The sequence below is a fragment of the Sphingobium olei genome (assembly GCF_042678845.1).
Lineage (GTDB): Bacteria > Pseudomonadota > Alphaproteobacteria > Sphingomonadales > Sphingomonadaceae > Sphingobium > Sphingobium olei.
The window spans coordinates 31622-56475 of record NZ_JBHTLS010000133.1 but is presented as its reverse complement, the minus strand read 5'-3'; the positions used below and the strand labels follow the sequence as shown (position 1 = coordinate 56475).

The 24854-nt window shown below is 66.4% G+C and carries 25 protein-coding genes; 8 read left to right on the top strand and 17 right to left on the bottom strand.

The window, feature by feature from the left end:
- Positions 1-6 precede the first annotated feature (6 nt).
- The 3 genes from fabI to ACFQ24_RS17050 are packed head-to-tail and all read right to left on the bottom strand — an operon-like array spanning position 7 to position 2719.
- The gene (gene fabI / locus ACFQ24_RS17060) at positions 7-813 is read right to left on the bottom strand and encodes an enoyl-ACP reductase FabI (protein WP_380913383.1); all 807 of its coding nucleotides are present in this window, start codon (positions 811-813) and stop codon (positions 7-9) included.
- Positions 810-1775, bottom strand: a complete 966-nt coding sequence (locus tag ACFQ24_RS17055; RefSeq protein ID WP_380913381.1) for a YihY/virulence factor BrkB family protein — start codon at positions 1773-1775, stop codon at positions 810-812. Before ACFQ24_RS17055 ends, fabI begins: the two co-directional genes overlap by 4 nt.
- A 17-nt stretch (positions 1776-1792) precedes the next feature.
- A complete protein-coding gene (locus tag ACFQ24_RS17050; RefSeq protein WP_380913379.1) occupies positions 1793-2719 on the bottom strand; it encodes a DnaJ C-terminal domain-containing protein in 927 nt (308 codons plus the stop codon).
- Between the two features lie 126 nt (positions 2720-2845).
- Here ACFQ24_RS17050 and pdxH point away from each other — a divergent pair, with 126 nt between their 5' ends.
- Both pdxH and ACFQ24_RS17040 read left to right on the top strand, forming a co-directional pair.
- Complete coding sequence (gene pdxH / locus ACFQ24_RS17045; protein WP_380913377.1) at positions 2846-3421, top strand: pyridoxamine 5'-phosphate oxidase; 576 nt, start codon at positions 2846-2848, stop codon at positions 3419-3421.
- Positions 3422-3596: 175 nt separating this feature from the next.
- Positions 3597-4928: a dicarboxylate/amino acid:cation symporter gene (locus tag ACFQ24_RS17040; protein WP_380913375.1), complete on the top strand. Its 1332-nt coding sequence runs from the start codon at positions 3597-3599 to the stop codon at positions 4926-4928.
- Between the two features lie 25 nt (positions 4929-4953).
- Here ACFQ24_RS17040 and ACFQ24_RS17035 read toward each other — a convergent pair whose 3' ends face one another.
- The 3 genes from ACFQ24_RS17035 to ACFQ24_RS17025 all read right to left on the bottom strand — a co-directional run bounded on the left by ACFQ24_RS17035 (position 4954) and on the right by ACFQ24_RS17025 (position 7410).
- A complete protein-coding gene (locus tag ACFQ24_RS17035; RefSeq protein WP_380913373.1) occupies positions 4954-5838 on the bottom strand; it encodes a bestrophin family protein in 885 nt (294 codons plus the stop codon).
- Positions 5839-5932: 94 nt separating this feature from the next.
- The gene (locus ACFQ24_RS17030) at positions 5933-6115 is read right to left on the bottom strand and encodes a hypothetical protein (RefSeq protein ID WP_380913371.1); all 183 of its coding nucleotides are present in this window, start codon (positions 6113-6115) and stop codon (positions 5933-5935) included.
- A 5-nt stretch (positions 6116-6120) separates the two neighbouring features.
- The gene (locus tag ACFQ24_RS17025) at positions 6121-7410 is read right to left on the bottom strand and encodes an adenylosuccinate synthase (protein ID WP_380913370.1); all 1290 of its coding nucleotides are present in this window, start codon (positions 7408-7410) and stop codon (positions 6121-6123) included.
- 221 nt (positions 7411-7631) lie between these two features.
- On the opposite strand from ACFQ24_RS17025, the gene ACFQ24_RS17020 reads away from it, so the two are divergent.
- Positions 7632-8528: an alpha/beta hydrolase gene (locus ACFQ24_RS17020; protein ID WP_380913368.1), complete on the top strand. Its 897-nt coding sequence runs from the start codon at positions 7632-7634 to the stop codon at positions 8526-8528.
- Here ACFQ24_RS17020 and ACFQ24_RS17015 read toward each other — a convergent pair.
- From ACFQ24_RS17015 to ACFQ24_RS17005, 3 genes are all read right to left on the bottom strand, one after another.
- Positions 8522-9652, bottom strand: a complete 1131-nt coding sequence (locus ACFQ24_RS17015) for an ATP phosphoribosyltransferase regulatory subunit (protein WP_380913366.1) — start codon at positions 9650-9652, stop codon at positions 8522-8524. The two genes, ACFQ24_RS17020 and ACFQ24_RS17015, sit on opposite strands and share 7 nt — an antisense overlap.
- 48 nt (positions 9653-9700) lie before the next feature.
- Positions 9701-11281 (bottom strand): phosphoglycerate dehydrogenase, encoded by a 1581-nt coding sequence (gene serA, locus ACFQ24_RS17010; RefSeq protein WP_380913364.1) that lies wholly within the window; start codon positions 11279-11281, stop codon positions 9701-9703.
- 120 nt (positions 11282-11401) lie between these two features.
- Positions 11402-12562 carry a phosphoserine transaminase gene (locus tag ACFQ24_RS17005; protein ID WP_380913363.1) on the bottom strand — a complete coding sequence of 387 codons (1161 nt, stop codon included), beginning with the start codon at positions 12560-12562 and terminating at the stop codon, positions 11402-11404.
- Between the two features lie 158 nt (positions 12563-12720).
- Here ACFQ24_RS17005 and ACFQ24_RS17000 point away from each other — a divergent pair, with 158 nt between their 5' ends.
- The 4 genes from ACFQ24_RS17000 (at position 12721) to dapD (ending at position 16120) form a co-directional block, all read left to right on the top strand.
- On the top strand, positions 12721-13413 hold the full coding sequence (locus ACFQ24_RS17000) for an extensin family protein (protein ID WP_380913702.1): 693 nt from the start codon (positions 12721-12723) through the stop codon (positions 13411-13413).
- A gap of 110 nt (positions 13414-13523) precedes the next feature.
- Entirely contained in the window at positions 13524-14399 is an 876-nt protein-coding gene (locus ACFQ24_RS16995; RefSeq protein ID WP_380913361.1) for an LOG family protein, read from the top strand.
- 213 nt (positions 14400-14612) lie between these two features.
- Complete coding sequence (locus ACFQ24_RS16990) at positions 14613-15278, top strand: pyrimidine 5'-nucleotidase (protein ID WP_380913359.1); 666 nt, start codon at positions 14613-14615, stop codon at positions 15276-15278.
- Between the two features lie 2 nt (positions 15279-15280).
- On the top strand, positions 15281-16120 hold the full coding sequence (gene dapD / locus ACFQ24_RS16985; RefSeq protein WP_380913357.1) for a 2,3,4,5-tetrahydropyridine-2,6-dicarboxylate N-succinyltransferase: 840 nt from the start codon (positions 15281-15283) through the stop codon (positions 16118-16120).
- Positions 16121-16149: 29 nt separating this feature from the next.
- Here the strand turns inward: dapD and ACFQ24_RS16980 are convergent, their stop codons facing one another.
- From ACFQ24_RS16980 to ACFQ24_RS16955, 6 genes are all read right to left on the bottom strand, one after another.
- A complete protein-coding gene (locus tag ACFQ24_RS16980; RefSeq protein WP_380913354.1) occupies positions 16150-17139 on the bottom strand; it encodes a DUF2891 domain-containing protein in 990 nt (329 codons plus the stop codon).
- A gap of 1 nt (position 17140) precedes the next feature.
- Positions 17141-18061 carry a DUF979 domain-containing protein gene (locus ACFQ24_RS16975; protein WP_380913353.1) on the bottom strand — a complete coding sequence of 307 codons (921 nt, stop codon included), beginning with the start codon at positions 18059-18061 and terminating at the stop codon, positions 17141-17143.
- Positions 18058-18732 carry a DUF969 domain-containing protein gene (locus tag ACFQ24_RS16970; RefSeq protein WP_380913351.1) on the bottom strand — a complete coding sequence of 225 codons (675 nt, stop codon included), beginning with the start codon at positions 18730-18732 and terminating at the stop codon, positions 18058-18060. The genes ACFQ24_RS16975 and ACFQ24_RS16970 overlap by 4 nt, the downstream gene beginning before the upstream one ends.
- 4 nt (positions 18733-18736) lie before the next feature.
- The gene (locus ACFQ24_RS16965) at positions 18737-19306 is read right to left on the bottom strand and encodes a PAS domain-containing protein (protein ID WP_380913349.1); all 570 of its coding nucleotides are present in this window, start codon (positions 19304-19306) and stop codon (positions 18737-18739) included.
- Positions 19307-19394: 88 nt separating this feature from the next.
- Positions 19395-19988: a nitroreductase family protein gene (locus ACFQ24_RS16960; protein ID WP_380913347.1), complete on the bottom strand. Its 594-nt coding sequence runs from the start codon at positions 19986-19988 to the stop codon at positions 19395-19397.
- Between the two features lie 75 nt (positions 19989-20063).
- Complete coding sequence (locus ACFQ24_RS16955) at positions 20064-20234, bottom strand: hypothetical protein (protein WP_380913345.1); 171 nt, start codon at positions 20232-20234, stop codon at positions 20064-20066.
- 203 nt (positions 20235-20437) lie between these two features.
- Between ACFQ24_RS16955 and ACFQ24_RS16950 the strand changes: the two genes are divergently transcribed.
- Positions 20438-21133: an HAD family hydrolase gene (locus ACFQ24_RS16950; RefSeq protein WP_380913343.1), complete on the top strand. Its 696-nt coding sequence runs from the start codon at positions 20438-20440 to the stop codon at positions 21131-21133.
- 4 nt (positions 21134-21137) lie between these two features.
- Here ACFQ24_RS16950 and ACFQ24_RS16945 read toward each other — a convergent pair whose 3' ends face one another.
- Positions 21138-22484 (bottom strand): alkaline phosphatase family protein, encoded by a 1347-nt coding sequence (locus tag ACFQ24_RS16945; RefSeq protein WP_380913341.1) that lies wholly within the window; start codon positions 22482-22484, stop codon positions 21138-21140.
- Between the two features lies 1 nt (position 22485).
- On the bottom strand, positions 22486-24795 hold the full coding sequence (locus ACFQ24_RS16940) for a TonB-dependent receptor (protein WP_380913339.1): 2310 nt from the start codon (positions 24793-24795) through the stop codon (positions 22486-22488).
- Positions 24796-24854 lie beyond the last annotated feature (59 nt).

Genomic DNA, 24854 nt, shown 5'->3' with positions numbered 1-24854 from the left:
CGATCCCTACCTATCCAGTGCAATATCCGGCGCGTCCTCGGCCTTCATGCCGATGACGTTGTAACCAGCGTCCACATGGTGGATTTCGCCGGTGACGCCGGACGACAGGTCCGACAGCAGATAGAGACCCGCGCCGCCCACATCGTCGATGGTGACGTTCCGGCGCAGCGGCGAATTCAGCTCGTTCCATTTGAGAATGTAACGGAAATCTCCGATGCCGCTCGCCGCCAGCGTCTTGATGGGACCAGCGGAAATGGCGTTGACGCGGATATTTTCCGGGCCAAGGTCCATCGCCAGATATTTGACGCTGGTTTCGAGAGCCGCCTTGGCGACGCCCATGACGTTGTAATGGGGGATGACTTTTTCCGCGCCATAGTAGGACAGCGTCAGGATGCTGCCGCCTTCGGGCATCAGCGCGCGGGCGCGCTTCGTCACCGCGACGAAGCTGTAGGCCGACACGTTCATGGTCAGCAGGAAATTGTCGAGGCTGGTGTCGACATAGAGGCCGCGCAGCTCATTCTTGTCGGAAAAGCCGATGGCGTGGACCAGGAAGTCGAGCCGGCCCCAGCGGCTCTCAATCTCTGCGAAGGCAGCGTCCAGCTTGGCCATGTCGGTGACGTCGCAGTCGATCAGGAAATCCGACCCTAGTTGCTCGGCCAGCGGCTTCACCCGCTTGCCCAGCGCCTCGCCCTGGTAGGAGAAGGCGAGTTCGGCGCCTTGTGCGTGCAGTTGCTTGGCGATGCCCCAGGCCAGCGACTTGTCGTTGGCCAGCCCCATGATGAGGCCCCGCTTTCCTGCCATCAAGCCTGTCATATCGTCGTTCCGTTTCCCTGATCTTCTCTCGCTTCGGCGTCGTCCTCTTCGGGGAATTCCGCCAGCGCCGCGTTCAATTCCGCGCCAATTACCACGCCAAGCCCGACGAGAAAGAAAAAAATGAGCGTGATCATGACCCCGGCCAGACTGCCATAGGTCCGCCCATAGCCGCCCAGCAGGGACAAGGTGGGCGGCAGCAGCAGCGTGGTGGCGTACCACCACAGCGACGTCGCGACCGCGCCGGGCCATTTGGGAAAGCGGGCGTCCTTGTAGGCAGTGGGCGTCAGCGCGACGAACAGAGACCACATTGCGATGCACAGGATTGCCATCGGCACCAGCTTCGCCGAGGCGACCAGCGTGATCGCCTCGTCAGCCCAGGGCAGGATCTGGTGAAGGAACTGATCCACGCCGGTGATGACGACCTGCATCGAGAAGGCGAACATCACCGCGAACACGCTGGCGAGCGTGATGCCGATCGCGCCCAGCCGATAGCGCCAGAAGGGCTTCGTGCTCTTCGTGCCATAGGCGCGGCGCAATATGTCGCGGACGGTCTCGATGAGACTGCCCACGGTCCACAGGCCGACGAGCCCACCAAGCCAGAGCAGCGGGCCGCTGCGCGCAGTCAGCACATCGCTGATCGGCTGGCGTATGACGTCGGCCACGCCGCGCGGCACGGTAAGGAGGAAGGCGTTCACCGCCTGCACCCCGTCCTGCGTCCGGCCGAAGATGCTCGCCACCGCCGCCGCGACGATGAAGAAGGGGAAGAGCGTCATCAGCGACAGATAGGCAAGATTGCCGGCGTGGATGAAACCGTCGCTGTAGGTGCCGACCGCGACCCGTTTCAGCACCTCGAAGAAATGCGAGCCCGGACGGACGCGGTCGATCTGGCGATGCCAGCGTGACCGCGCATCCTGCGCCATGCGGCGGCGCTGTTCGGGCGAGAGGGGAGACGGCATCGGCATTCGCCGGCCCTAACGCATCAGACGCCCAGATGGGCGCGCACCGCCCGGCTATCCTGCCAGCTTTCGACCAGCGAGCGGATCGCGGGATCATCCGCCGGCACGTCGATCTGGAGCGTGACGAGCTGGTCGCCCCGCGCGCCGTCCTTGCCCGTAAAGCCCTTGCCGCGCAGGCGCAGCGTCTTGCCGGATGAGGTTCCGGCGGGCACGCCCAGCATGACCGGGCCATCGACGGTCGGCACCTTGACCTTGCCGCCCTTCACCGCCTCGTCGAGCGTGATCGGGAGGTCGAGCAGCACATTGTCGCCGTCCCGCGTGAAGAAGGGATGCGGCTTGACCTCGATGGTGACAATGGCGTCGCCCGCGCCGCCTGGCCCCGGCTGGCCCTTGCCGGTGAGGCGCATCTGGGTGCCGGTTTCGACGCCGGCAGGAAGTTTGAGGTCGATCGTCTTCCCGTCCTGAAGCGTGATCCGCTGAGGGCTGAGGGTGGCGGCGTCTACGAACTGCACGGCAAGTCGATAGGCCACATTCGCGCCCTTTTGCGGCGCCTGACGGCCAAAGCCGCCGCCGAAACCGCCGCCGCCCGCCCGTCGGCCCGCGCCGCCGAACAGCCCTTCGAAAATATCGCCGAAGTCCGCGCCGCCCGCGTCGAAGCCGCCGCCCGGCTGGCCGCGAAAGCCACCGCCCGCGCCGCCCCCACCGCCGAAGCCGAAAGGCGCGGTCGGATTGCCGTCGCCGTCGATTTCGCCCCGGTCGAACCGGGCGCGCTTGTCCTTGTCCGACAGCAGGTCATAGGCGTTGGTGACGGCCGAGAATTTCTCCGCCGCCTTGGGATTGTCCTTGTTCCGGTCGGGATGAAGCTCCTTGGCCAGCTTGCGATAGGCGGACTTGATTTCCGCCTCGCTGGCGCCGCGGGCTACGCCCAAAGTGGAATAGGGATCGGCCATTCACTCTACCTGTTGCACAAAAGCATCACTTGGCGACTATGTGGACGATGCCGGGCCGCTATTCAAGACGGAACGCCGCCGCACCGCTTATCGACAGCCCCGCCCCCTTCCCCTAGAAGGCGGCGCATGACCGATCCCTTCGCCCTGTTCCACGAATGGTTCGCGCAGGCGCGCGAGACCGAGATCAACGACAGCAACGCCATGGCGCTCGCCACCGCCGACGCGCGCGGACGGCCTTCGGTGCGCATGGTGCTGCTGAAGGGCCACGGCCCGGACGGGTTCGTCTTCTACACCAATTTCGAGGGGCGCAAGGCCGCCGAGCTGCTGGAAAACCCCCATGCCGCGCTGCTGTTCCATTGGAAATCGCTGCGGCGGCAGGTTCGGATCGAGGGGGTTGTCGGGCCGGTGGACGACGCCACCGCCGATGCCTATTACGCGACGCGCAGCCGCGACAGCCAGCTGGGCGCCTGGGCCTCCGACCAGTCGCGGCCGCTGCCCTCGCGCGATGTCTTCATGGATCGCTTCGCGGAGGTCAGCGCCCGGTTCGAGGGCGGCCCGGTCCCTCGTCCACCGCATTGGTCGGGCTTTCGGGTGACGCCCGCGCGCATCGAATTCTGGCAGGATCGCGAGCACCGGCTGCACGAGCGCCGGCTGTTCGAGCGCGACGGCGCGGCCTGGCGCGAAGGGCTGCTTTACCCCTGAAAGGGGCTGCGGCGATCGATCGGCAATCATTTTTGCGGGGCGGAAAGCAGCCCCTGCTTCGTCTTTCCCCCTGCAGCGGGTGTCCGATTGCGGGTGGGTCGGCCGCCTGTTAGGTGTCGGCCAAACAGATGTTAAATAGATGAGGGCCGCACATGGGCGGCCGCAGAGGGATTTGATGCGAAACAGACTGACGGCCTTCATCCTCCTTGGCATGGTTCTGGGGGTTGTCACCGGCTTCGTAGCCAATCTCTGGGTCGGCGGCGACGAAGCGCTGGCCAAGGATGTCGCGGGCTATTTCCACCTGCTGGCGGACATCTTCCTCCACCTCATCAAGATGATCATCGCGCCGCTGGTATTTTCCACGCTGGTGGCCGGCATCGCGCATATGGGCGACAGCGCGGCGCTGGGCCGGATCGGCGGGCGCGCGCTCGCCTGGTTCATCATCGCCAGCCTCATCTCGCTGACGCTGGGCCTCATCTTCGTCAATTTCTTCGCGCCCGGCGAAGGGCTGAACCTGGTCCGCTCCGGCGCGGAAAGCGGCGTCGACACGCAGGCGCTCAACTTCCGCGACTTCATCCTGCACGTCTTCCCGACGTCCATGGTCGGCGCGATGGCGGAAAATTCGATCCTCCAGATCGTCGTCTTCTCGCTGTTCGTCGGCGTGGCGCTCACCGCCATCGGCGACAAGGGCAAGCCGATCGTCACCGTGATCGAAGCGATGGTCGAACTGATGTTGCAGGTGACGGGCTATGTCATGCGCGTCGCCCCCTTCGCGGTGTTCGGCGCGCTTGCCTCCTCCGTCACGGTGCAGGGGCTGGGCGTGCTCAAGACCTATGGCGCGCTGGTCGGCGAATTCTACATCGCGCTCATGTGCCTGTGGGCGCTGCTGTTCGCGGCGGGGTCGATTTTCCTTGGGCGTCGCATGCTTAAGCTGGTGCGCTATGTGCGCGAGCCGCTGCTCATCGCCTTCTCCACCGCCTCGTCCGAAGCCGCCTATCCCAAGATGCTGGAACAGCTGGACCGGTTTGGCGTGCCGCGTCGTATCTACAGCTTCGTGCTGCCGCTGGGCTACAGTTTCAACCTCGACGGGTCGATGATGTATTCGACCTTCGCCACCATCTTCATCGCGCAGGCCTATGGCATCGACCTGCCGATCGCGACGCAGATCACCATCCTCCTGGTCCTGATGGTCACCAGCAAGGGCATTGCCGCCGTGCCGCGCGCGTCGCTGGTGGTGGTCGCCGCGACGCTGGGCCAGTTCGACCTGCCGGTGGAGGGCGTGGCCTTCGTCCTGGCGGTGGACCATTTCATGGATATGGGTCGCACCGCCACCAACGTGCTGGGCAACGCCATCGCCACGTCCGTCATCACCAAGTGGGAAGGCATGCTGGAGGTCGAGGAGGATGTGGACATTCCCCATCCCAAGGCCCCAGCGCACACGCCGGCCGATGGGCGGCGCGGTCTGGAACTCGCGTCCGACATGGTGGATGACGAACGGAAGGGTTGATCCGGTCTCCCTTCTTGTAAATGGGCTACCACAGTACCCCATTTACCGGAGCCAATGGCTCGGGCGCGGGATCGCCGATCGACTGGAGCAAGTCGATCTCGATCGTGCGGCACATCGCGGTCAGCGGATTGTCGTGGACGGTGTTGGCGAAGGGGTCGGTCAGGTCGTCGCCGATCCGCAGCACCGCCATGAACATGAGGCCCGCCACCGTCGATCCCAGCGGCGTGGCGAAGCCCAGCGATTCGACCAGCCCGATCGGCAGCGCGACGCAGAAGACGTGCGTGAAGATGGTGGGCAGATAGCGATATTGCACGGGCAGCGGCGTGTTCTTCAGCCGCTCCATGCCGCCCTGCGCATTGGCGATGTCGACCAGCACCGCTTCCATCTGCGCCTGCTGGATGGTGTCGATCCAGCCCTTCTGCCGGGCGATGTCGATGCGGCGGCCGGTGCTGTCCAGCAATCCGTTGGCGGGATTGGTGCGCGCCAGCGCCTTGCCCTTGTCCTCCTCCAGCAGGAATCGCGTGACATCCTCGCCGATCGGCCGGCGGCGAAGCTGGCAACGCAGCGCGTTCACATAGGCGATCTGGCGCTTGACGATTTCCCGCTTCAAATCGCGCGCGTCGGGATCGGGCAGGAAGTTGCGGGTGGCGCGCGACAGGCTGCGCGACGCGTTGATCATCGCGCCCCACAGCGTCCGCCCCTCCCACCAGCGCTGATAGGCGGAGTTGGACCGGAACCCCAGGAACAGCGCAAGCGCGGACCCGAAGATGGTGAGCGGCAGCGAGGGCGCCTTGAAGGGCAGCAGATAGTAAGTGATGGTCACCGCGCAGTCCCAGACGAACAGCGCGGTCAACGGCTTCCAGACCTCGGACGCGATGCGGCGGAAACTGGGAACGGGATCGACGATCATGAGCTTCTCCGGAAAAACGGCGAACGCAACGTCTCTACTGCCCGCTTTTCTCCGTTATTGCTGCGCCGCAACAAAAAATAACATGCGCTATTTCCTATCGGAGCTTCGCGATCGACAGCCCATCCTGCTTGGCGCGCGCCTTCACCGATTCCTCGCTGCGGGTGAGCGCCTTGGCGATGGCTTTCAGCGCCATGCCCTTCTTCGCCAGCGTGTGCAGCTTCTGGATCTCGTCCTGGGTCCAGGGCTGCTTGTGCCGCTCGAATTTTTCTCCGGCCATGGCGATCAGTCGGCGAAGGGATCACGCACCAGGATCGTGTCCTCGCGCTCCGGGCTGGTGGATACGAGCGTGACCGGGCAGTCGATCAGCTCCTCGATCCGGCGAATATATTTGATCGCCTGCGCCGGCAGGTCCGCCCAGCTGCGCGCGCCGGCGGTGGTTTCGCTCCAGCCGCCGATCGTCTCGTAGATGGGCTGCGCCTTCGCCTGATCCTGCGCATGGGCGGGCAGATAATCGTAGCGCGTGTCGCCGATCTGATAGCCGACGCAGATTTTCAGCTCGTCGAACCCGTCCAGCACGTCGAGCTTGGTCAGCGCGATGCCGGTGACGCCCGATACGGCGACCGACTGTCGCACCAGCACTGCGTCGAACCAGCCGCAGCGGCGCTTGCGGCCGGTGACGGTGCCGAATTCATGCCCGCGCTCGCCCAGCCGCTGGCCGATCTCGTTTTCCTGCTCGGTCGGGAACGGGCCGGAGCCGACGCGGGTGGTATAGGCTTTGGTGATGCCAAGGACGAAACCCGCGCCGCTGGGGCCAAGGCCGGTGCCGCTCGCCGCCGTGCCCGCCACCGTGTTGGAGGAGGTGACGAACGGATAAGTGCCGTGGTCGATGTCGAGCAGCGTGCCCTGCGCCCCTTCGAACAGGATGCGCTTGCCCTGCGCCTTCGCCTTGTTGAGCGTCAGCCAGACGGGCTTGACGAAGGGCAGGATGAAGCCTGCGATGTCGGTCAGCTCCGCCATCAGCGCTTCGCGGTCGATCGGCGGCTCGCCGAAGCCGGCGCGCAGCGCGTCATGATGAGCGGTCAGGCGGTCGAGCTGGGGGCCGAGATCGTCCAGATGGGCGAGGTCGCAGACACGGATCGCGCGGCGGCCGACCTTGTCTTCGTAAGCCGGGCCGATGCCGCGCCGGGTGGTGCCGATCTTGCCCGCGCCCGACGCATCCTCGCGCAGGCCGTCCAGGTCGCGGTGGAAGGGCAGGATCAACGGGCAGGTTTCCGCGATCTGGAGATTGTCGGGGGTGATCTCTACCCCCTGCCCCTTCAGCTTGGCGACCTCATCGCGGAAGTGCCAGGGGTCGAGCACCACGCCATTGCCGATGACGCTCAATGTGCCGCGCACGATGCCCGACGGCAGCAGCGAGAGCTTGTAGACCTTCTCGCCCACGACCAGCGTGTGGCCGGCATTGTGCCCGCCCTGGAAACGGGCGACGACATCGGCGCGCTCCGACAGCCAGTCGACGATCTTGCCCTTGCCCTCGTCACCCCACTGGGCGCCGATCACGGTCACATTTGCCATGGATAAAGTCCTTCCGCCCGCCACGGTGACCGGCCATGCCCTTCGACGGGACTCGACATGCCGGTGGGATGAGGGGACGCGATACGCGTCCGGATGCGGGGCGCGGGTTAGACGCCTGTGTCCGGCGCGTCAAGGCGGCAGAGGCCTTACACTTTGATACAGGTTGGCGGCTTCACGCGGGCTTGCGGATCGGCGATCCTGCCGGTGACGTGGAGGAGCCGATGCGCGGACGATTTTCCCTGCTGCTGATCCCCGCCCTGCTGATGGCGGGCGGCGCAGATGCCCAGACCCTGCGCGAACGATGGGCGGCGCGCATGACGAAGGGGCAGCAGTCCCCCGCAGGCGCGCAGACCTTCGCCTATGGCGCGGACACGCTTCAAACGCTGGATTACTGGCGCGGCAAGGGCGCGAAACCGCCGCTCCTCGTCTTCGTCCATGGCGGCGGTTGGAAGCGCGGCAGCAAGGACAATGCAACGGGCGCGGCCAAGGTCGATCATTATACGGGCCTTGGCTATGCCTTCGCGTCGATAAATTACCGGCTGGTCCCGGCGGCCACGGTCGAGGACCAGGCGCAGGATGTGGCCGATGCGGTCGCCTTCCTGCGCGGCAAGGCCGGGACGCTGGGTTTCGATCCCGACCGGATCGTGCTGATGGGCCATAGCGCGGGTGCGCATCTGGCGGCGCTGGTCGGCACCGACATGCGCTATTTCGCCAAGGCTGGCCTTTCGCCCGACGCGGTCAGAGGCGTCATCCCGCTGGACGGCGCGGCCTATGACGTGCCCCGGCAGATGCAGGAGGGCGGCCGTTTCATGGCAGGCACTTATGAGCAGGCGTTCGGCACCGATCCGGCGCGGCAAAGGGCGCTGTCGCCAACGCTGCAAGCGGCCAGGCCCAATGCGCCGGCCTTTCTGATCCTGCATGTCGACCGGGCGGACGGCACGGCGCAGTCCGAAGGGCTGGCCGCCGCGCTCAGGGCGGGGGGCACGCCTGTGGAGGTTCACGCGCTGGAGGGACGCGGGCTGCGCGGCCATATGCAGATCAACCGGTCGATGGGCGACCCGGATTACGCAGGAACGGCCATCGTCGACGCGTGGCTGAAGCGGGTCTTCACTCAGTAGGCGCGAACCTGTGCGCCATCCAACCAGTGCGAGCAGCGCTGGGCCGCGCCATCCTCGCCTTCGCAAAGCGCGGCGATCGTCGCCCAGCCTTCGGCCCGCAGCGCCGCCGCCCGTTCCGCATCATGCCCCATCGGCAGGAACAGCCGCCTGGCGCTTTCCCCGCCGAAGCCCGCGTCGATCAGAGGATCGGGATAGAGGGAGAAGCCCATGGCAGGCTCGTCCGCGCCATCCGCGCGGGCGATGGCATAGCTGCCGCCCCGGCCGATCTCGCCGATGAAGCCTTCGGCGAAGATGGAGAAGCCGAACCAGTTCTGGAATTCGAAGCCATGCCGCTCGGTCGGATCGAGCGTCAGCGTGATGTCCCAGCCGATGGGCTTGGCGATGGCGCGCAGCCCCGCGATGCGGCTGTCGATCGCGCCGCCGACGCGGGCGCTGAACGCCTCCAGCCGTTCCATCGCGGCGTGGAAGGGGCCGGTCGCCTGGATGAGCGGGAAGTAGGCGGCCGCCGCCGGGCCGATCGCGGCGAGCGCGCCGGCATCCTTGGCGTCCAGCCCGCTGCGCACTGCCTCCACATCCTGCGCGCCAAGCGGCAGCGGCCCGGCGGCGAGCATGTCGACAAGGTCTGGCAGCGTGAAATCGACGGTGATGCCGGTAACGCCCGCCGCCTGCAGCGCTTCGATCGCGACATTGACTATCTCCACGGCGGCGGCGCTGCTGTCGCTGCCGATCAGTTCCGCGCCGATTTGCAGCTTCTCGCGCTCCGGGCGGAGTTGGCTCGCCTTCTGGCGGATCACCGGCCCGGCGTAGGAGAGGCGCAGCGGTCGTGGCGCGGCGGCGAGGCGGGTGGCGGCGATACGGCCCACCTGCGCCGTCATGTCGGGACGAAAGGCGAGCGTGCGCTGCGACACCGGGTCGACCGCGCGGACCAGATCCTGCGCGCGCATCGATTTGAGACGCTGGGTCAGCGTGTCCTCGAACTCCGCAAGCGGCGGCATGACCCGTTCATAGCCATGCGCGGCCACCGCATCCAGCACGCGGCGCGTCAGCCGCGCGGAGGCTTCGGCCTGCGGCGGCAGGCGGTCGGACAATCCTTCGGGAAGAAGGCCGGGCGGGATGGTGCTCATGGGCTGGCCCTTAGCATCTTGTGCGCGCAAGGCCAGCCCATAGACGGATCAGGCGAACCTTAGCAGCTTGACCTGCTTCACGCCGGCGAGGTTGCAGATTTCCCAGCGCAGCGGTTCGGTGACGGTGCCGTCGACCGACAGCAGCAGCACAGCCTCCCCCCCCTGGTTGCGGCGGCCGAGGTGGAAGGTGCCGATGTTGACCGACGCCTCGCCCAGCGTCGAACCCAGGCGACCGATGAAGCCGGGCGCGTCCTGGTTGACGATGTAGAGCATGTGGCCGTCGAGATCGGCCTCCACCTTGATGCCGAACAGGTCGACGAGGCGCGGCTGTGCGTGGCCGAACAGCGTGCCCGCGACCGACTTGTCGCCATTTTCGGTGGTGACTGTGACACGCACCAGCGTCTGGTAATCGCCCTCGCGATCATGGCGCACTTCGCGCACGTCGAGGCCGCGTTCCTTCGCCAGGAAGGGCGCGTTCACCATGTTCACCGTGTCGGAATAGACGCGCATCAGCCCCGCAAGCACCGCCGCCGTGATCGGCTTCTGGTTGAGTTCGGCGGCATGGCCCTCCACTTCGACCGCGACGCCGGAGATGGCATCGCCTTCAAGCTGGCCGACGAGCGACCCCAGCTTTTCGGCAAGGGCCATATAGGGCTTGAGCTTGGGCGCTTCCTCGGCGCTGAGCGAGGGGACGTTGAGCGCGTTGGTGATGCCGCCGTCGAGCAGATAGTCGCTGAGCTGCTCGGCGACCTGAAGCGCCACATTGACCTGCGCCTCGTCGGTCGAAGCGCCCAGATGCGGGGTGCAGATGAAGTTGGGCGTACCGAACAGCGGCGATTCCTTGGCCGGTTCGGTCTGGAACACGTCGAGCGCCGCGCCCGCGACCTGACCCGAATCGAGCGCGTCCTTGAGCGCCGCCTCGTCGATCAAGCCGCCGCGCGCGCAGTTGATGATGCGCACGCCCTTCTTGGTCTTGGCAAGGTTTTCGCGGCTGAGGATATTGCGCGTCTGGTCGGTCAGCGGCGTGTGCAGGGTGATGAAGTCGGCCTTGGCGAGCAGCGTGTCGAGATCGGCCTTCTCCACGCCCATCTCCACCGCGCGCTCGGGCGTCAGGAACGGGTCGAAGGCGACGACTTTCATCTTGAGGCCGAGCGCTCGGGCAGCGACGATCGACCCGATATTGCCCGCGCCGATCAGGCCCAGCGTCTTGCCGGTGACTTCGACGCCCATGAAGCCGTTCTTGGGCCACAGGCCCTGCTGCGTCTGGGCGTTGGCTTCGGGAAGCTGGCGCGCGAGAGCGAACATCAGCGCGATAGCATGTTCGGCGGTGGTGATGGAGTTGCCGAACGGCGTGTTCATGACGATCACGCCCTTGGCTGAGGCGGCGGGGATGTCGACATTGTCGACGCCGATGCCGGCACGGCCGATGACCTTGAGGTTGGTCGCGTGGTCGAGAATATCCTTCGTGACCTTGGTCGAGGACCGGATGGCGAGGCCGTCATACTGGCCGATGATGGCTTTGAGTTCGTCCGGGGTCTTGCCGGTGATTTCATCGACCTCCACGCCGCGTTCGCGGAAGATGGCGGCAGCGCGGGGGTCCATTTTGTCGGAAATGAGGACTTTGGGCATTTTTCGATTCCTTGCTTCCCTGTCATCCCCGCGACGGCGGGGATCCATCTCCCGACGTCGCACAGCAGGATGGGGTAGGAGATGGATTCCCGCCTTCGCGGGAATGACGACGATTAAAAGTCAGGCCGCCTTGGTCTGGGCGTAGGCCCAGTCGAGCCACGGTCCGAGCGCCTCGATGTCGGCGGTCTCCACCGTCGCGCCGCACCATATGCGCAGGCCGGCCGGTGCGTCGCGATAGCCCGCGACGTCATAGGCCGCGCCTTCCTTTTCGAGGAGGGCGGCGAACGCCTTGATGAAGGCTTCGTCAGCACCCTCGACGGTGAGGCAGACGCTGGTCTTGGACCGCGAGGCCGGATCGGCGGCGAGATGGCCGAGCCAGTCGCGGTCCGCCACGATCTTGTCGAGCGCTGCGGCATTGGCGTCGGAACGGGCGATGAGGCCGGAGAGACCACCCAGCGACTTGCCCCATTCCAGCGCGAAGATCGCGTCCTCGACCGCCAGCATGGAAGGGGTATTGATCGTCTCGCCCTTGAACACGCCTTCGGCGAGCTTCCCCTTCGCCATCAGGCGGAACACCTTGGGCAGCGGCCATGCGGGCGTGTAGGTTTCCAGCCGCTCGACCGCGCGGGGGCCGAGGATCAGCACGCCATGGCCGCCCTCGCCGCCCAGCACCTTCTGCCAGGAGAAGGTGGCGACGTCGATCTTGGTCCAGTCGATCTCATAGGCGAAGACCGCGCTGGTCGCGTCCGCGAAGGTCAGCCCTTCGCGGTCCGCCGGAATCCAGTCGGCGTTCGGCACGCGCACGCCCGACGTGGTGCCGTTCCAGGTGAACAGCACGTCGTTGCTGAAATCCACCTGCATCAGGTCCGGTAGCTGGCCGTAGTCGGCGCGGATGACGGTGGGGTCGAGCTTCAATTGCTTGGCGGCGTCCGTCACCCAGCCTTCGCCGAAGCTTTCCCAGGCGAGCGTCGTCACCGGGCGCGCGCCCAGCATCGTCCACATCGCCATTTCGAACGCGCCGGTGTCGCTGCCCGGCACGATGCCGATGCGGTGCGTGTCGGGCAGGTTCAGCAATTCGCGCATCAGGTCGATGCAGTAGGCGAGACGGGTCTTGCCGATCTTGGCGCGGTGCGAGCGGCCCAGAGATTCGGCGCTCAGCTTGTCGGCGCTCCAGCCGGGAGGCTTGGCGCAGGGACCGGACGAGAAATAGGGGCGGGCCGGACGGGTCGCCGGCTTTTGCGCGGGCGCAATGGTGGCGTCAACGGCAGTCAAATCAGTCATGTATGCATCTCCTTGCAGAGAGCTGCGCGGCGTTGGGACCGCGTGGCCCGTCGGCCGCCCTAGAGATTTCGGAACGACTGTCAAGACCAGCCGGAAAATGGGACGAACCGAACATGCTGTTAACCTTCGGAAAAAAGATTTGCGCTATGGTGACGCGCATGAGCGAGTGGGCGACGAGGACAAGGCTGGCCGTGCAGGCCGGCCTCGCCGTGGGGCTGGCGCTGGCCCTGAGCGCGTGCAGCGGCGGGCTGGTGCCCGGTGGCCGCGTCGCGCGCGCACCCGCGGCCCGCGCGCCCGCGCTGCGTCCGCCCGCCCAACCGGCCATGGAAACGCGGCAATGCTTCGCCCGATTGCAGTCGCAGGCCGTCGCCTTCACCCCCCTGCCCGACCGGCAATTCGGCGGCGGATGCAGCGCGGTCGGCAGCGTGAAGCTGATCGACATCGGCGTGCCAGCGACCAATCTGGGCGCGATGACCTGCGGGCTCGCCGCCAATTTCGCCGCCTGGGCACGCTATGGCGTGCAACCCGCCGCGCGGCTGGTGCTGGGCGCGGAAATCGAGCGGATCGAAACGTTCGGCACCTATAATTGTCGCCCGATCGCGGGCAGCGGCAAGCTGTCCGAACATGCGCACAGCAACGCGATCGACGTCAGCGCCTTCGTCCTGTCCGACGGGCGGCGGATCACCGTGCAGGATGGATGGACCGGCGACCGGCAGACGCGGCAATTCCTGGCCCTGGTCCACGCCAGCGCCTGCAAGCGGTTCAGCACGGTGCTGAGCCCCGACTATAACGCCGCCCATCACGACCATTTCCATTTCGACATGGGCGGGCGTGGAGGGTTTTGCCGCTGAGCGGAAACAAGGACGTGGAGGTTTTTGCCGCTAACTTCCTGATATCCGTTCTGCGTTAAGCCTCATGGCCGGCCTTGGTTTTGTCGCGGCCGCGCATTAAGTGGACGCGAATGACGAAAAAAGAGATTGAAGAACGCAAGTTCCGCCCGGCCCGAGAAGAGGCCGTCGACGCCAGAAAGCAGATCGACACCCCGCAGACGCAAAGCGCAGCCTATCGTCTCGCCTTTCAGGACACCGAATTCCTGCTGCGCGAGGATCTGCGCCCGGTTCGCTTCCAGCTGGAACTGCTGAAACCGCAATTGCTGATGGACGAGGCGCGGATCGAATCCACCTTCGTCTTTTACGGGTCGGCGCGCATCCCCGAACCCGATCAGGTGCAGGCGCGCATCGACGCGGCGCAGACGCCCGAACAGAAGCGGATCGCCGAAAATCTGGGCCGCAAGGCGGTCTATTATGAGGAAGCGCGCAAGCTCGCCCGGATCGCCGCGCAATATCCGGTGACGGCGGAAGGATGCCGCCACTTCGTCGTCTGTTCGGGCGGAGGCCCGTCGATCATGGAGGCGGCCAATCGCGGCGCGCAGGATGTCGGCCAGACGACGATCGGCATGAACATCGTCCTGCCGCACGAGCAGGCGCCCAACCGCTTCGTGACCCCGGAGCTGAGCTTCCAGTTCCACTATTTCGCGCTGCGCAAGATGCATTTCCTGCTGCGCGCCCGCGCGCTGGCGGTCTTTCCCGGCGGTTTCGGCACGTTCGACGAGATGTTCGAGCTGCTGACCCTGATCCAGACCGGCAAGATGAAGCCGATCCCCATCCTGCTCTACGGCCGCGACTTCTGGAGCCGGGTCGTCGATTTCGAGGCGCTGGCGGACGAAGGCGTCATCTCTCCCACCGACCTCAACCTGCTGACCTGGGTCGAGACGGCGGAGGAAGGCTGGGCCGCGGTCCAGCGCTTCTACGAGGACGGCGAAGCGCCGGGCTGCTGACCCAAATTCCCTCGCCCCTTGGGGGAGAGGTAGCGAGACTTGCCGAGCGAAGCGAAGCCAGTCGCAGCTGGGAGAGGGGGATTGACGCACTCGCCCCCCTCTTCCCGCTCCGCCTAATTCGCTCCGCTCATAAGGCTTCCTGTCCTTCTCCCCCGAGGGGAGAAGGGAAAAGCCCGACTTGCCCTCTCCCCCTTGGCGGACTAGGGCGCGGCCATGCGCGCGGACATGGCCCATATCGACAGCTGGATCTTCGATCTGGACAACACGCTCTATCCGGCGAAGGCGGACCTGTTCGCACTGATCGACGTGAAGATGGGCGAGTTCATCCAGGGCCTGCTGGGCTGTGATCCTGTCGTCGCGCGCCAGACGCAGAAGCGCTACTTCATCGAACATGGCACCACCCTGTCGGGGCTGATGCACCATCACGGCATCGAGCCGCGCGCCTTCCTCGACTATGTCCACGACATTTCGATGGACCGGCTGGAGGTCGATCCCGCGCTCAATGCCGCCATCGACGAACTGCCCGGCCGCAAGCTGATCTTCACCAATGGCGACGCGGCCTATGCCGGACGGGTGCTGGAGAAGCTGGGCCTGTCAGGCGCATTCGAGCTGATCCACGACATCCATGCCTGCCAATATGTGCCCAAGCCCGACCCGTCGGGCTATGCCGAGCTGTGCCGCGTCCATGCCGTCGATCCGGGGCGCGCCGCCTTTTTCGAGGACATGGCCCGCAACCTTCGCCCAGCCAAGGCGATCGGCATGACGACCATCTGGGTCAACAACGGCTCCGAAGCCGGCGGGCACGACCATCATCCCGATTTCATCGATTTCGAAACCGACCATCTGACGCCGTTTCTGGCCCAAATCCTGGGGGAATGACCATGAGCCAAGACCTTATCGCCACCATCGACGCCGCCTGGGAGGACCGGGCCAACATCACCCTCCAGACGCAGGGCGAGGTGCGTCAGGCGGTGGACAAGGCGCTGGCCCTGCTCGACAGCGGCGAACTGCGCGTCGCGGAGCCTACGGGCGAAGGCTGGCAGGTCAATCAATGGGCGAAGAAGGCGGTGCTGCTGTCCTTCCGCCTCAACGACAATGTCATGATCGACAATGGCCCGGGCGCGGGTCATTGGTGGGACAAGGTGCCGAGCAAGTTCGCAGGCTGGGACGAGGCCGCCTTCCGCGCTGCGGGCTTCCGCGCCGTGCCGGGCAGCTTCGCCCGCGCGGGATCGCACATCGCGAAGAACGTCATCCTGATGCCCAGCTTCGTCAACATCGGCGCGTTCGTGGACGAAGGCACGATGGTCGACACTTGGGTGACGGTGGGCAGCTGCGCGCAGATCGGCAAGAATGTCCACCTGTCGGGCGGCGTCGGCATCGGCGGCGTGCTGGAGCCGTTGCAGGCCGATCCGGTGATCATCGAGGATGATTGCTTCATCGGCGCGCGGTCCGAAGTCGTCGAAGGCGTGCGCGTCGGCAAGGGTTCGGTGCTGTCGATGGGCGTCTTCATCGGCCAGTCGACCAAGATCATCGATCGCGCTACCGGCGAGGTGTTCATGGGCGAAGTGCCGCCCTATTCGGTGGTCGTGCCCGGATCGCTGCCCGGCAAGCCGCTGCCCGACGGCACGCCCGGCCCCAGCCTCTATTGCGCGGTGATCGTGAAGCGGGTGGACGCGCAGACCCGGTCCAAGACGGGCATCAACGAACTGCTGCGCGACTGATGACGCGGGGGGAGGGCCAGCCCCTCCCCTCACTCCAGCGCCAGCAGGGCGAAGGTGGCGAGCCAATGTTCGCCCATATAGTCGCCCGCCACATGGGGCAGGCTGGCGGCGATATGCCGGCGTGCCGCGTCCTGCGCCAACGCGCTGACCGGATCGCCCTCCCCCAGCACCCCTGCGATGCCCCGCCAGCACCAGGCGCGGCTGAGGTTGAGGCCGTCGAGATGCGCGATCTTGCCGTCGCTGCGGTCTGACACGGTGGCGGGCGTGAAGAGCGTTGCAGGAGTGCCCGCCATCAAATCCGGCAGGAAGGCGTGGAACCAAGCCGCAAAGTCCGTGGACCCGAGCAGGCGGCTCATCAGCAGCGCTTCGCACAGCGCGGGCGACAGGAACTCGTCGCCGCCCGGCTCCCACGCCTGGCAGGCGCGATCCGCGCCAAACCAGCCGAGCGCCCGATCCCGGATCAGCGCCACGAGCGCGGCGTCCCGCCCGTCTGCCCATTCCAGCGCCAGCGTCAGCGCGAAGGCGATATTGTAATGGGTGCCGACCCGCAGCGGATAAGTCAGCTTCGGCAGGAAGGCATGGAAGCGGGCGGCGAAATCCTGCGCCAGCGGCTCAAGCGCGGCGGCCCAGGGGGCGTCGTGCCGCGCCAGTTCATCGTGCAGCGCCAGCAGCCACGCCCAGCCATAGGGCCGCTCGAACCCCGCGCTCATCGGCCGGGCGAGATAGGCGCGCTCCCCCGCCACCTTGTCCGGCGTCAGCATCGCGTTGGCGCGCGCGCGAATGTCGGGCGCCTGGGCCATGTCGGGAAAGAGCCGCATCAGCCGCATCACCTGCCACCAGCCATGGGCGCAGCTGTGCCAGTCGAAGCTGCCGTGGAAGATGGGATGGTGCGCGCGCGGCGGCAGCGCATCCTCCGGCCCGTTCAGCACCAGATCCATCTTGAACGGATATTCGCGGCCAAGATGCGACAGGGTGAGGGCCGCGAATTTTTCGGCGAGCGGCTGCGTCAGGTCGGTCATGTCAGAAAGCCAGCCAGTAGATGAGGAGGATGTTGACGCCAAGCAGCGGCAGCGCGGTGCCGACCTGCCGCCGGATGACGCCATGCTTGTCGCTGAGGTCCAGCAGCGCGGCTGGGACGAGGTTGAAATTGGCCGCCATCGGCGTCAGCAGCGTGCCGCAGAAGCCCGCCAGCATCCCGATGGCGCAGACGATGGCCGGATCGCCATGGAAGCCCCGGATCAGGATCGGCACGCCGATCGCCGCCGTCATCACCGGGAAGGCGGCGAAGGCATTGCCCATGACGATGGTGAAGAGCGCCATGCCAAGGCCATAGGCGACGACGGCGCCGAACAGGCTGCCCTGCGGGATCGCCTGCTGCACCACGCCGCCCACCGCGTCGCCGACGCCTGACAAGGCGAAGACCGCGCCCAGCGCGGCGAGCATCTGCGGCAGGACTGCCGCCCATCCCACGCTGTCGATCAGCCGCCTCCCCTGCTCCAGCGCCACCCCCGGACGGGCGCGCAGCCACAGGCTTCCGGCGAGCCAGGCGACCAGCACGCCCAGCGCCAGCGCGATCAACGTCGCCTGCTTCGCCTCGAACCAGTCCGGCACGGCCTTGAAGGCAAAGGTGCCGATCAGCGCGGTCGCCGGAATGATGAGCGCGACGACGAACAGCCGGTTGCCGTGAGCATCGGCCCGTGCCTGTCGCACTTCGGGTGGCACATCGCCCTCGCCCCGGCGCATCCGGCCCGATGCGCCCAGACCTACCAGGCCCAGCACCAGCAGGCCGTTGCCCATGTCGCCCAGCGCGTCGCCCGCCCACATGCTGACCGCCAGCAGGCCCCAGAAGGCGGCGTTCACCGGCCGGTCGCGCAAGCCCAGCAGCGCGAAGGCAGCGAAGATCGCACCCGCTAGAGCATAGACCCAGTGAAGCGTGATCATGAGCGCGCTTCGCTCTTGCGCCGCGCGAGCCGCCGATCGAGCCGCCACAGGCGAAAACCGTGGATCAGGAAGGCGGCGATGGCGGTCGGGATCGCCCAGACCGACAGCTGGAACGGCTCAAGCTCGATGCCATATTGCTCCATCAGCCCCTTGATGAGCAGGATCGATCCGATGGCGAGGAAGATGTCCTCCCCGAAGAAGAGGCCGACATTGTCGGTGGCGGCAGCCCAGGCGCGCACCTCCTCGCGTTCGGCCGGGTCCAGCCCGCCCGATTGCCGCTCCGCCGCGGCTTCGGCAATCGGCGCGACCAGCGGCCGTACCGTCTGCGGGTGCCCTGCGACCGATGTCAGGCCCACCGCCGCCAGCATCTGCCGCAGCAGCAGGTAGAAGGTCAGGAACCGCCCGGCGGTCGCGCCGCGCATCCGGGCGATCAGCCCGCGCGCCCGCTCCTGCAACCCATACGCCTCCAGCAGGCCGACGACCGGCAGCACGATCCAGATGATGCTGACATAGCGCGCCTCGTTGAATGCCTTGCCCAGCGCGGCCAGCACCGCCAGCGGATCAAGTCCGGCGGCGAGACCGGTGACGAGTCCGGCGCAGAGGATGACCAGCAGAGGATGGAAGCGCAGCAGGAAGCCCGCGACGATGACGGCGATCCCAAGCAGGACCACGCCGTCAGTGCCCCGCCTCGATCGCCAGCCGGATCGCCTCCGCCGCCGTGCGCACGCCCAGCGCCTTCAACATGGCGGCGCGATGCATCTTGACCGTCCGCTCGGTGAGCCCAAGGTCGTAGGCGATCTGCTTGTTCAGCCGCCCTTCCGACATCGCCATCAGCACTGTGCGCTGCCGGTCGGTGAGTGCGGCGATCCGCCGGGCCGCATCGTTGTCGCGCCCCTCCTCCACGGCCATCTGCGAGCCCAGGAAATAATCGACCGTCCCGTCCATGCCGAAGATCGGCGCGATCATCAGCGCGTTGCGGAACGCGGTGCCGTCCTTGCGGTAGTTGCGCAGCTCGATGAGCAGCGGGCGGCGCTCCCGAATGGCAGCGCGGATCGCGTCTTTTTGCTCCGCACCCGCGGCGTCGCCAGCCAGGAAGCGGCAGTTGCGCCCGACGATCTCGTCCCGCGCATAGCCCGTCAAGGTCAGGAAGGCGTCATTGCATTCGACGATGGGATTGTCGGGCAGGCGCGGGTTGGTCAGCACGGCGGCCACGGCGCTGCCGGCGATCATTTCGGAAAGGGACATGAACCTGCCGCCGTAGAAACAAGGGCGCCGCGGCTGCGGCGCCTTCGTTCATGTTGCCCAATAAAGAATCAACCCGCAAGCGCCGGCTTCAGGCGGGGAAATTCCCGGCAAAGGCGAATTGCTCGATCGGCTTGCGGTCGCTCGGCACCTCTCGCGCCTGCAGCGATTCGGGCAGGATCGCCTTGTCGCCCTGCCGCCCGATCGCGACCGCCGCCTCGATCCGGAACCGGTCGGGCACGCCCAGCTCGGCGCGCGCCTTGTCGAAATCGACGCCCGTCATGCCGTGAGTATGGTAGCCAAGCCGCGTCGCCTGAAGCGCCAACAGCGCCCAGGCCGCGCCCGCATCGAAACTATGGCTGTGGGACGGCTTGTAATCCTCCGATCCCGGCGCGGCCATCAGCGTGTCCGACAGGACGAACAGGATGACGCCGGCATTCTTCACCCACGCCTGGTTGAAGGGCAGCAGCACGTCCAGGAACCGCTGCCAATCCGCGCCGTCGCGATGGGCATAGAGGAAGCGCCAGGGCTGATAGTTGAAGGCGGACGGCGCCCAGCGCGCCGCGTCGAAAATCGTGTCGAGATCCTCCTGCGGGACCGCCGAGGAATCGAACGCGCGGGGCGACCAGCGGTCGAGGAAGAGCGGCTCCACGGGGCGCGTGACGGTACGAAGGCTGGTCGCCATGCTGTCTCCTTGCAGAAGTCGGAAGGGTGGTCTGACAAGGGAGACATAGGGATGGGAGACGCCGATGCGAAGATGTCAGTGCATCTTTTGCCATGCGGGGGCGGGTTCCTCGTTCGCCGCGCTGGTGTCCGGGATCACATCCGCGTCGCGGTCGATCAGGACGATGCTGGGTTCGCGCAGCAGCGCCTGCGCGAGGCGCGTGCGCCAGCGATCGAACAAACCGCGCTGATCCTGACTGTCCTGCATGATCCCTCCAGACCGACTCGAGCGGCTTATCTACGGATGCTATAGAGAATCCGCGCCCAAGCAATATTTGGAACGGGTGGGAAAAAACTTGGCCGCGCCAATGGAGATACAGGCGCGGTCGTCACCCCTTGCAGGCGAAAGCGGCGCGATGCAGAAGGCGATCCGCGCCGCGACAGACGCGGAAAATGCCTGGTGAAAGACCCATGACCGTCAAGCTCATCTGCCTCGATGCCGACGATACGCTCTGGCACAATATGCGCCATTTCAACGCGACGGAGGAGGCGCTGGTGGCGATGCTGCGCCCCTTTGCCGACGCCGATGTGACGCGCGAGCGGCTGGTGGAGTGCGAGACGCGCAATCTTGCGCTCTACGGTTATGGCGCCAAGGGGTTCACCCTCTCGATGGTCGAAACCGCGGTCGAACTGGCGGGCGACCATCTGCCCACGTCCTTGGTGGCCGACATATTGGCGGCGGGGCGCACCCTGCTCGCCCATCCGGTCGAGCTGTTCGACGATGTGCAGGCGACGCTGGAGGCGTTGAGCGATGTCGGCCGGCTGGTGCTGGTGACGAAGGGCGACCTGCTGCACCAGGAAAGCAAGCTCGCCGCGTCAGGCCTTGGCGACCTGTTCGGCGGTATCGAGATCGTGAGCGACAAGACCGCCGACACCTTCACCCGCATCTTCGCCCGCTACGGCGTCGCACCGCAGGAGGCGGTGATGGCGGGCGATTCGCTGCGGTCCGACATCCATCCTGCGTTGTCGGCCGGGGCGTGGGCCGCCTATATCCCGCAGGAAGGCGCGTGGAGCCATGAAATGGCGGCGGTGCCGGACGATCACCCGCGCTTCACGCTGCTGGAGCGGCTGGCGGACTTGCCGGGCTGGCTCGAGTCCCTGCCCTAAGGCCTCAGGGCCGCAGGTCGATCGCCTTCCCTTCCGCGTCGGGCAGCCCCGCGCCCATGATCTTCGCCAGCGTCGGCGCAACCGCACGCATGTCGATCCGGCCGAGGTCGCGGCCCTTCGCGATGCGCGGCCCCATGACCATGAAGGTCGCGTCGAGATGCGCCGGCCCCGGCAGATAGCCGTGCATGCCCTTGACCAGCGTCGGGGCGACCAGGGGGTCAGACGCGCCCCGGAAGATGTCGGTGACGAAGCCGGGGCGCAGGTTCACCAGGAAGGCCGCCTGCGGATTGGCGCCAACCCTCGCGATGCCGGCCTTGTCCAGCACCCCCGCGATGCCGTTCGCCGGATCGGCGGCCAGCCGGTCGAGCAGCGCCTTCGCCTTCGCCGCGACAGCCGTGTCGTCGGGACGCGCCAGCATGATCGCCGCCGATCCGCCCATGATCCAGGGCATCGCCTGCCAGGATGCGACCTTGCCGTCCTTGTCCAGCGTAATCAGCCCTTCGTCGATGAAGGCGCGAAAGAGGTTGAGGCCGGTCTGGGTCGCCTCGAAGCCATGGTCGCTCACCAGCGCGATGGCGGCATCAGGGTGCGCCTTGCGCTCCGCGGCCATCAGATCACCTACGATGGCGTCGATCTTCTCCAGCACCGCCTTCGCCTGGCGGGTGTCAGGGCCGGAGCCATGCTGTTCATGGTCGAGCGCGGTGAGGTAAACCGTCAGGAAATCCGGCCGGTGCGCGGCGATCAGCGCGGTGGCGAAGCGGCCCCTGTTCTGGTCGCCCGACAGGCTTTCGTCGATGCCCATGGCGTAGGGCTGGCCGGCGGCCGCCTCCAATTCGGCCTTGAGGCCCGGCGTCGCCAGCGCGTCGAGCAGCTTGGCGTCGTCGGGGTGACCCGTGCGCCAGATCTGCGGCAGGTTCCAGCGCACACCCTTCGCGGCAACGCTGACGGGCCAGTGGACGTTGCCGGTAGTGAGGCCCGCCTTGCTCGCCGCTTCCCACAGCGTCGGCACGCGAATGTCCTGCGCATACCAGTACCAGCCGCCCTGGTTGATGCCGGTGGGATCGAAGCTGTTGTTGGCGACGATGCCGTGGCGCGCGGGCGACACGCCGGTCATCAGCGTCGTGTGGCTGGGATAGGTGAGCGTCGGCGCGACGCCGATGACGCCCGACGCATGCGCGCCTTCGTTCAGGAAGCGCGTGAGGTTGGGGAGGGCAAGGCCGCGCTGCTTCGCCTCGATCACGTCGCCGGGGCGCAGCCCGTCGATGGAGATGAGGAGCAGAGGCTCCGCCTGCGCCGCCACAGGGGCCAATGCGGCGAGGAGGAGCGGGATCAGCGCGACCTTGCCTTTCATGTCAGAAACCGGCCTTCAGCGTGGCGAAGAACTGCTGCGGCGCACCGACCAGCAGCGTCTGCGCGTCGCCGCTGTTGCCGAAGCCGCCCGATCCGATCGTGCCGATATAGCGCTTGTCGAACAGGTTGGTGGCGTTCAGCTGGATCTCGAACACTTCGCTGAAGCGGTAGCCGATCGACGCGTCCACGATCACCCGGCCCGGCACCGACACATCGTTGGTGTAGCTGTAATAGCGCTTCGACATATAGTTGACGCCGATGCGAGCGAAGCGCTGGCCGTCATCCAGATAGAGTTCGCCGCGCGCCATATGCTTGGGCGCGTCCACCACGGTCTTGCCGTCGATGGCCGCCACCAGCGCGCCGTTGCCGTCGCGCACATCGTCGCGATAGGTGGCGTCGGTGTAGGTGTAGGAGCCATAGAGGCCCCAGCCGCTGCCGAGCTTCACATCGCCCGCCGCCTCGATGCCGACGGAGCGCACGTCGCCGACATTCTGAAGCGCGGACGGATTGCCCTGGATCGCCGATCCCACCTGAACCGCGAGCAGGCGGTTCTTGAAGTTGACCAGATAGGCGCCGAGCGTGCCGTTGAACACGGGGGTGTGGACGCGCAGGCCACCTTCGAACGTGTCGGAGGTTTCAGGCTTCAGAGTGTCGCGAATGGCGTCGAACCCCGCCTGGTTGGTGGAGAAGGGTCCGGTCGTGGTCGCGGAGGCGAAGGCGCGGGTCGACTGGCTGAAACCGCCGTAGACTTCCGCTTCCGGGCTCAACTCCACCACGAAGCCGGCGCTCGGCTGGAACCAGTCGGTCGCGTCGATCTTGCCTTGCGGGAAGGTCGACGAGACGACCGCCTCCGCCTTGTTCGTGACCTTGAAGCCCTTCCAGCCCAGGTTCAGCGTCACCATGCCCAGATCGATCTTGTCCTGCACATGATATTGGAAGGTGTCGGTGGTGAAATCGAACGCCCACTGGGTGAAGAACGGGTTCTTGGGATAGTCGCGGAAGCTCAGGCCCGGCTCGGTGCGGCTGGCGAAGGCGTAGAAGCGGCGCGCCTGGTCGAACTTGTTATTCTCATACCATGCGCCGACGTTCAGCGTCTGGATGCCGATGACATAGTCCAGGCTGCCGAACACGCCATAACGATCCATCTGATATTCGGTCGTGCGCACCGACATGGGAACGCCGTTGGGGCTGGGGACATAGGGGGTGGCCCACAGGCCCATGCCCTTGTTGTTGTGATAATAGCCCTTGATCCTGAAGGTCGCGGCCTCGCCGATCGGCGTCGTCAGGCCCATCGCGCCAAGCCAGTCCTTGCGCAGGCCCGACGCGTCATAATAGGCGTCGTCGGCGCTGGTGACGTTGCCGGGATAGACCTGCCCCGTCGCGACGCGCGCGCCGCTATAGTCGTACAGGCCGTCCGGGAAGGGCGATCCGCCGCTGTTGCTCACCCGGTCCGCGTCGTTGAGGCGGCTGGCATAGTCGATGGCGCGGGCATAGTCGGGATAGCTGTTGTCCCAGTCCCAGCCGAGGCGGCGGATCATGGACATCGACATGTCCTGATAATCCTGCTCGCGCCGGTCGGAATAGCTGAGCCAGCCGTCGATCTTCGCTTCGCCCACCGGGATCACGAGCTTGGCGTTGCCCATATGCTGGTCCTGGACGCCCTGCCCCTTCCACTTGTCGGTCGAGCCATAGCCGTAGGACACATAGCCGCGCACGCCCTCCTTCGTGCCGAAGGTCAGGCGGGCGAAGCCGCGGATCGTGTCGTCGCTGCCATAGGTGCCGTTGAACTGCGCGCCCAGCTCGCCGGTCGGGTCCATGGAAAAGGTTTCCACCGTGCCGCCCAGGTTGCCGGTCGACTGGGTGCCGAGCGATCCCGCGCCCTGGCTGACGCGCACGCTGCCGATATTCTCGCTGCTGATCGCGCGGGTGATGTGCAGGCCGTTATGGTTGCCATAGCTCATATCGCCCAGCGGAATGCCGTCGAAGGTGAAGCCGAGCTGGTTCTGGTTGAAGCTGCGGATGGTGACGCGCTGCGACCATTCATAATTGCCGAATGGGTCGGCGGACTGGAAGTTGACGCTGGGCAGCTTCTCGATGGCCTTCAGCGGATTGGTGCCGGGGGTGAGGACGGTGATCTCCTTGCCCTGCAATTCCTGCACCTGCCGCGTTTCGCCCCGGCCGAAGACGACGATCTCCGCACCCGCATCGGGAGCAGCGTCGGCGGCGGCATCGGCCGGCGCGGCATCCTGCGCGAAGGCGGGCAGCGAAACGCAGGCGGTCGACGCCAGCAGCAGGGCAGTGGAAATACGCATGATGATTGTCCCCCAAGTCGGACTTTGTTGTCGCGGGGCGGATATCCGGGGGATGTTGC

What these genes read in the sequence shown, in the direction of transcription:
- fabI (WP_380913383.1), bottom strand. Translation starts at nt 813, where the DNA reads ATGACAGGCTTGATGGCAGGAAAGCGGGGCCTCATCATGGGGCTGGCC.
- ACFQ24_RS17055 (WP_380913381.1), bottom strand. Translation starts at nt 1,775, where the DNA reads ATGCCGATGCCGTCTCCCCTCTCGCCCGAACAGCGCCGCCGCATGGCG.
- ACFQ24_RS17050 (WP_380913379.1), bottom strand. Translation starts at nt 2,719, where the DNA reads ATGGCCGATCCCTATTCCACTTTGGGCGTAGCCCGCGGCGCCAGCGAG.
- pdxH (WP_380913377.1), top strand. Translation starts at nt 2,846, where the DNA reads ATGACCGATCCCTTCGCCCTGTTCCACGAATGGTTCGCGCAGGCGCGC.
- ACFQ24_RS17040 (WP_380913375.1), top strand. Translation starts at nt 3,597, where the DNA reads ATGCGAAACAGACTGACGGCCTTCATCCTCCTTGGCATGGTTCTGGGG.
- ACFQ24_RS17035 (WP_380913373.1), bottom strand. Translation starts at nt 5,838, where the DNA reads ATGATCGTCGATCCCGTTCCCAGTTTCCGCCGCATCGCGTCCGAGGTC.
- ACFQ24_RS17030 (WP_380913371.1), bottom strand. Translation starts at nt 6,115, where the DNA reads ATGGCCGGAGAAAAATTCGAGCGGCACAAGCAGCCCTGGACCCAGGAC.
- ACFQ24_RS17025 (WP_380913370.1), bottom strand. Translation starts at nt 7,410, where the DNA reads ATGGCAAATGTGACCGTGATCGGCGCCCAGTGGGGTGACGAGGGCAAG.
- ACFQ24_RS17020 (WP_380913368.1), top strand. Translation starts at nt 7,632, where the DNA reads ATGCGCGGACGATTTTCCCTGCTGCTGATCCCCGCCCTGCTGATGGCG.
- ACFQ24_RS17015 (WP_380913366.1), bottom strand. Translation starts at nt 9,652, where the DNA reads ATGAGCACCATCCCGCCCGGCCTTCTTCCCGAAGGATTGTCCGACCGC.
- serA (WP_380913364.1), bottom strand. Translation starts at nt 11,281, where the DNA reads ATGCCCAAAGTCCTCATTTCCGACAAAATGGACCCCCGCGCTGCCGCC.
- ACFQ24_RS17005 (WP_380913363.1), bottom strand. Translation starts at nt 12,562, where the DNA reads ATGACTGATTTGACTGCCGTTGACGCCACCATTGCGCCCGCGCAAAAG.
- ACFQ24_RS17000 (WP_380913702.1), top strand. Translation starts at nt 12,721, where the DNA reads ATGAGCGAGTGGGCGACGAGGACAAGGCTGGCCGTGCAGGCCGGCCTC.
- ACFQ24_RS16995 (WP_380913361.1), top strand. Translation starts at nt 13,524, where the DNA reads ATGACGAAAAAAGAGATTGAAGAACGCAAGTTCCGCCCGGCCCGAGAA.
- ACFQ24_RS16990 (WP_380913359.1), top strand. Translation starts at nt 14,613, where the DNA reads ATGCGCGCGGACATGGCCCATATCGACAGCTGGATCTTCGATCTGGAC.
- dapD (WP_380913357.1), top strand. Translation starts at nt 15,281, where the DNA reads ATGAGCCAAGACCTTATCGCCACCATCGACGCCGCCTGGGAGGACCGG.
- ACFQ24_RS16980 (WP_380913354.1), bottom strand. Translation starts at nt 17,139, where the DNA reads ATGACCGACCTGACGCAGCCGCTCGCCGAAAAATTCGCGGCCCTCACC.
- ACFQ24_RS16975 (WP_380913353.1), bottom strand. Translation starts at nt 18,061, where the DNA reads ATGATCACGCTTCACTGGGTCTATGCTCTAGCGGGTGCGATCTTCGCT.
- ACFQ24_RS16965 (WP_380913349.1), bottom strand. Translation starts at nt 19,306, where the DNA reads ATGTCCCTTTCCGAAATGATCGCCGGCAGCGCCGTGGCCGCCGTGCTG.
- ACFQ24_RS16960 (WP_380913347.1), bottom strand. Translation starts at nt 19,988, where the DNA reads ATGGCGACCAGCCTTCGTACCGTCACGCGCCCCGTGGAGCCGCTCTTC.
- ACFQ24_RS16955 (WP_380913345.1), bottom strand. Translation starts at nt 20,234, where the DNA reads ATGCAGGACAGTCAGGATCAGCGCGGTTTGTTCGATCGCTGGCGCACG.
- ACFQ24_RS16950 (WP_380913343.1), top strand. Translation starts at nt 20,438, where the DNA reads ATGACCGTCAAGCTCATCTGCCTCGATGCCGACGATACGCTCTGGCAC.
- ACFQ24_RS16945 (WP_380913341.1), bottom strand. Translation starts at nt 22,484, where the DNA reads ATGAAAGGCAAGGTCGCGCTGATCCCGCTCCTCCTCGCCGCATTGGCC.
- ACFQ24_RS16940 (WP_380913339.1), bottom strand. Translation starts at nt 24,795, where the DNA reads ATGCGTATTTCCACTGCCCTGCTGCTGGCGTCGACCGCCTGCGTTTCG.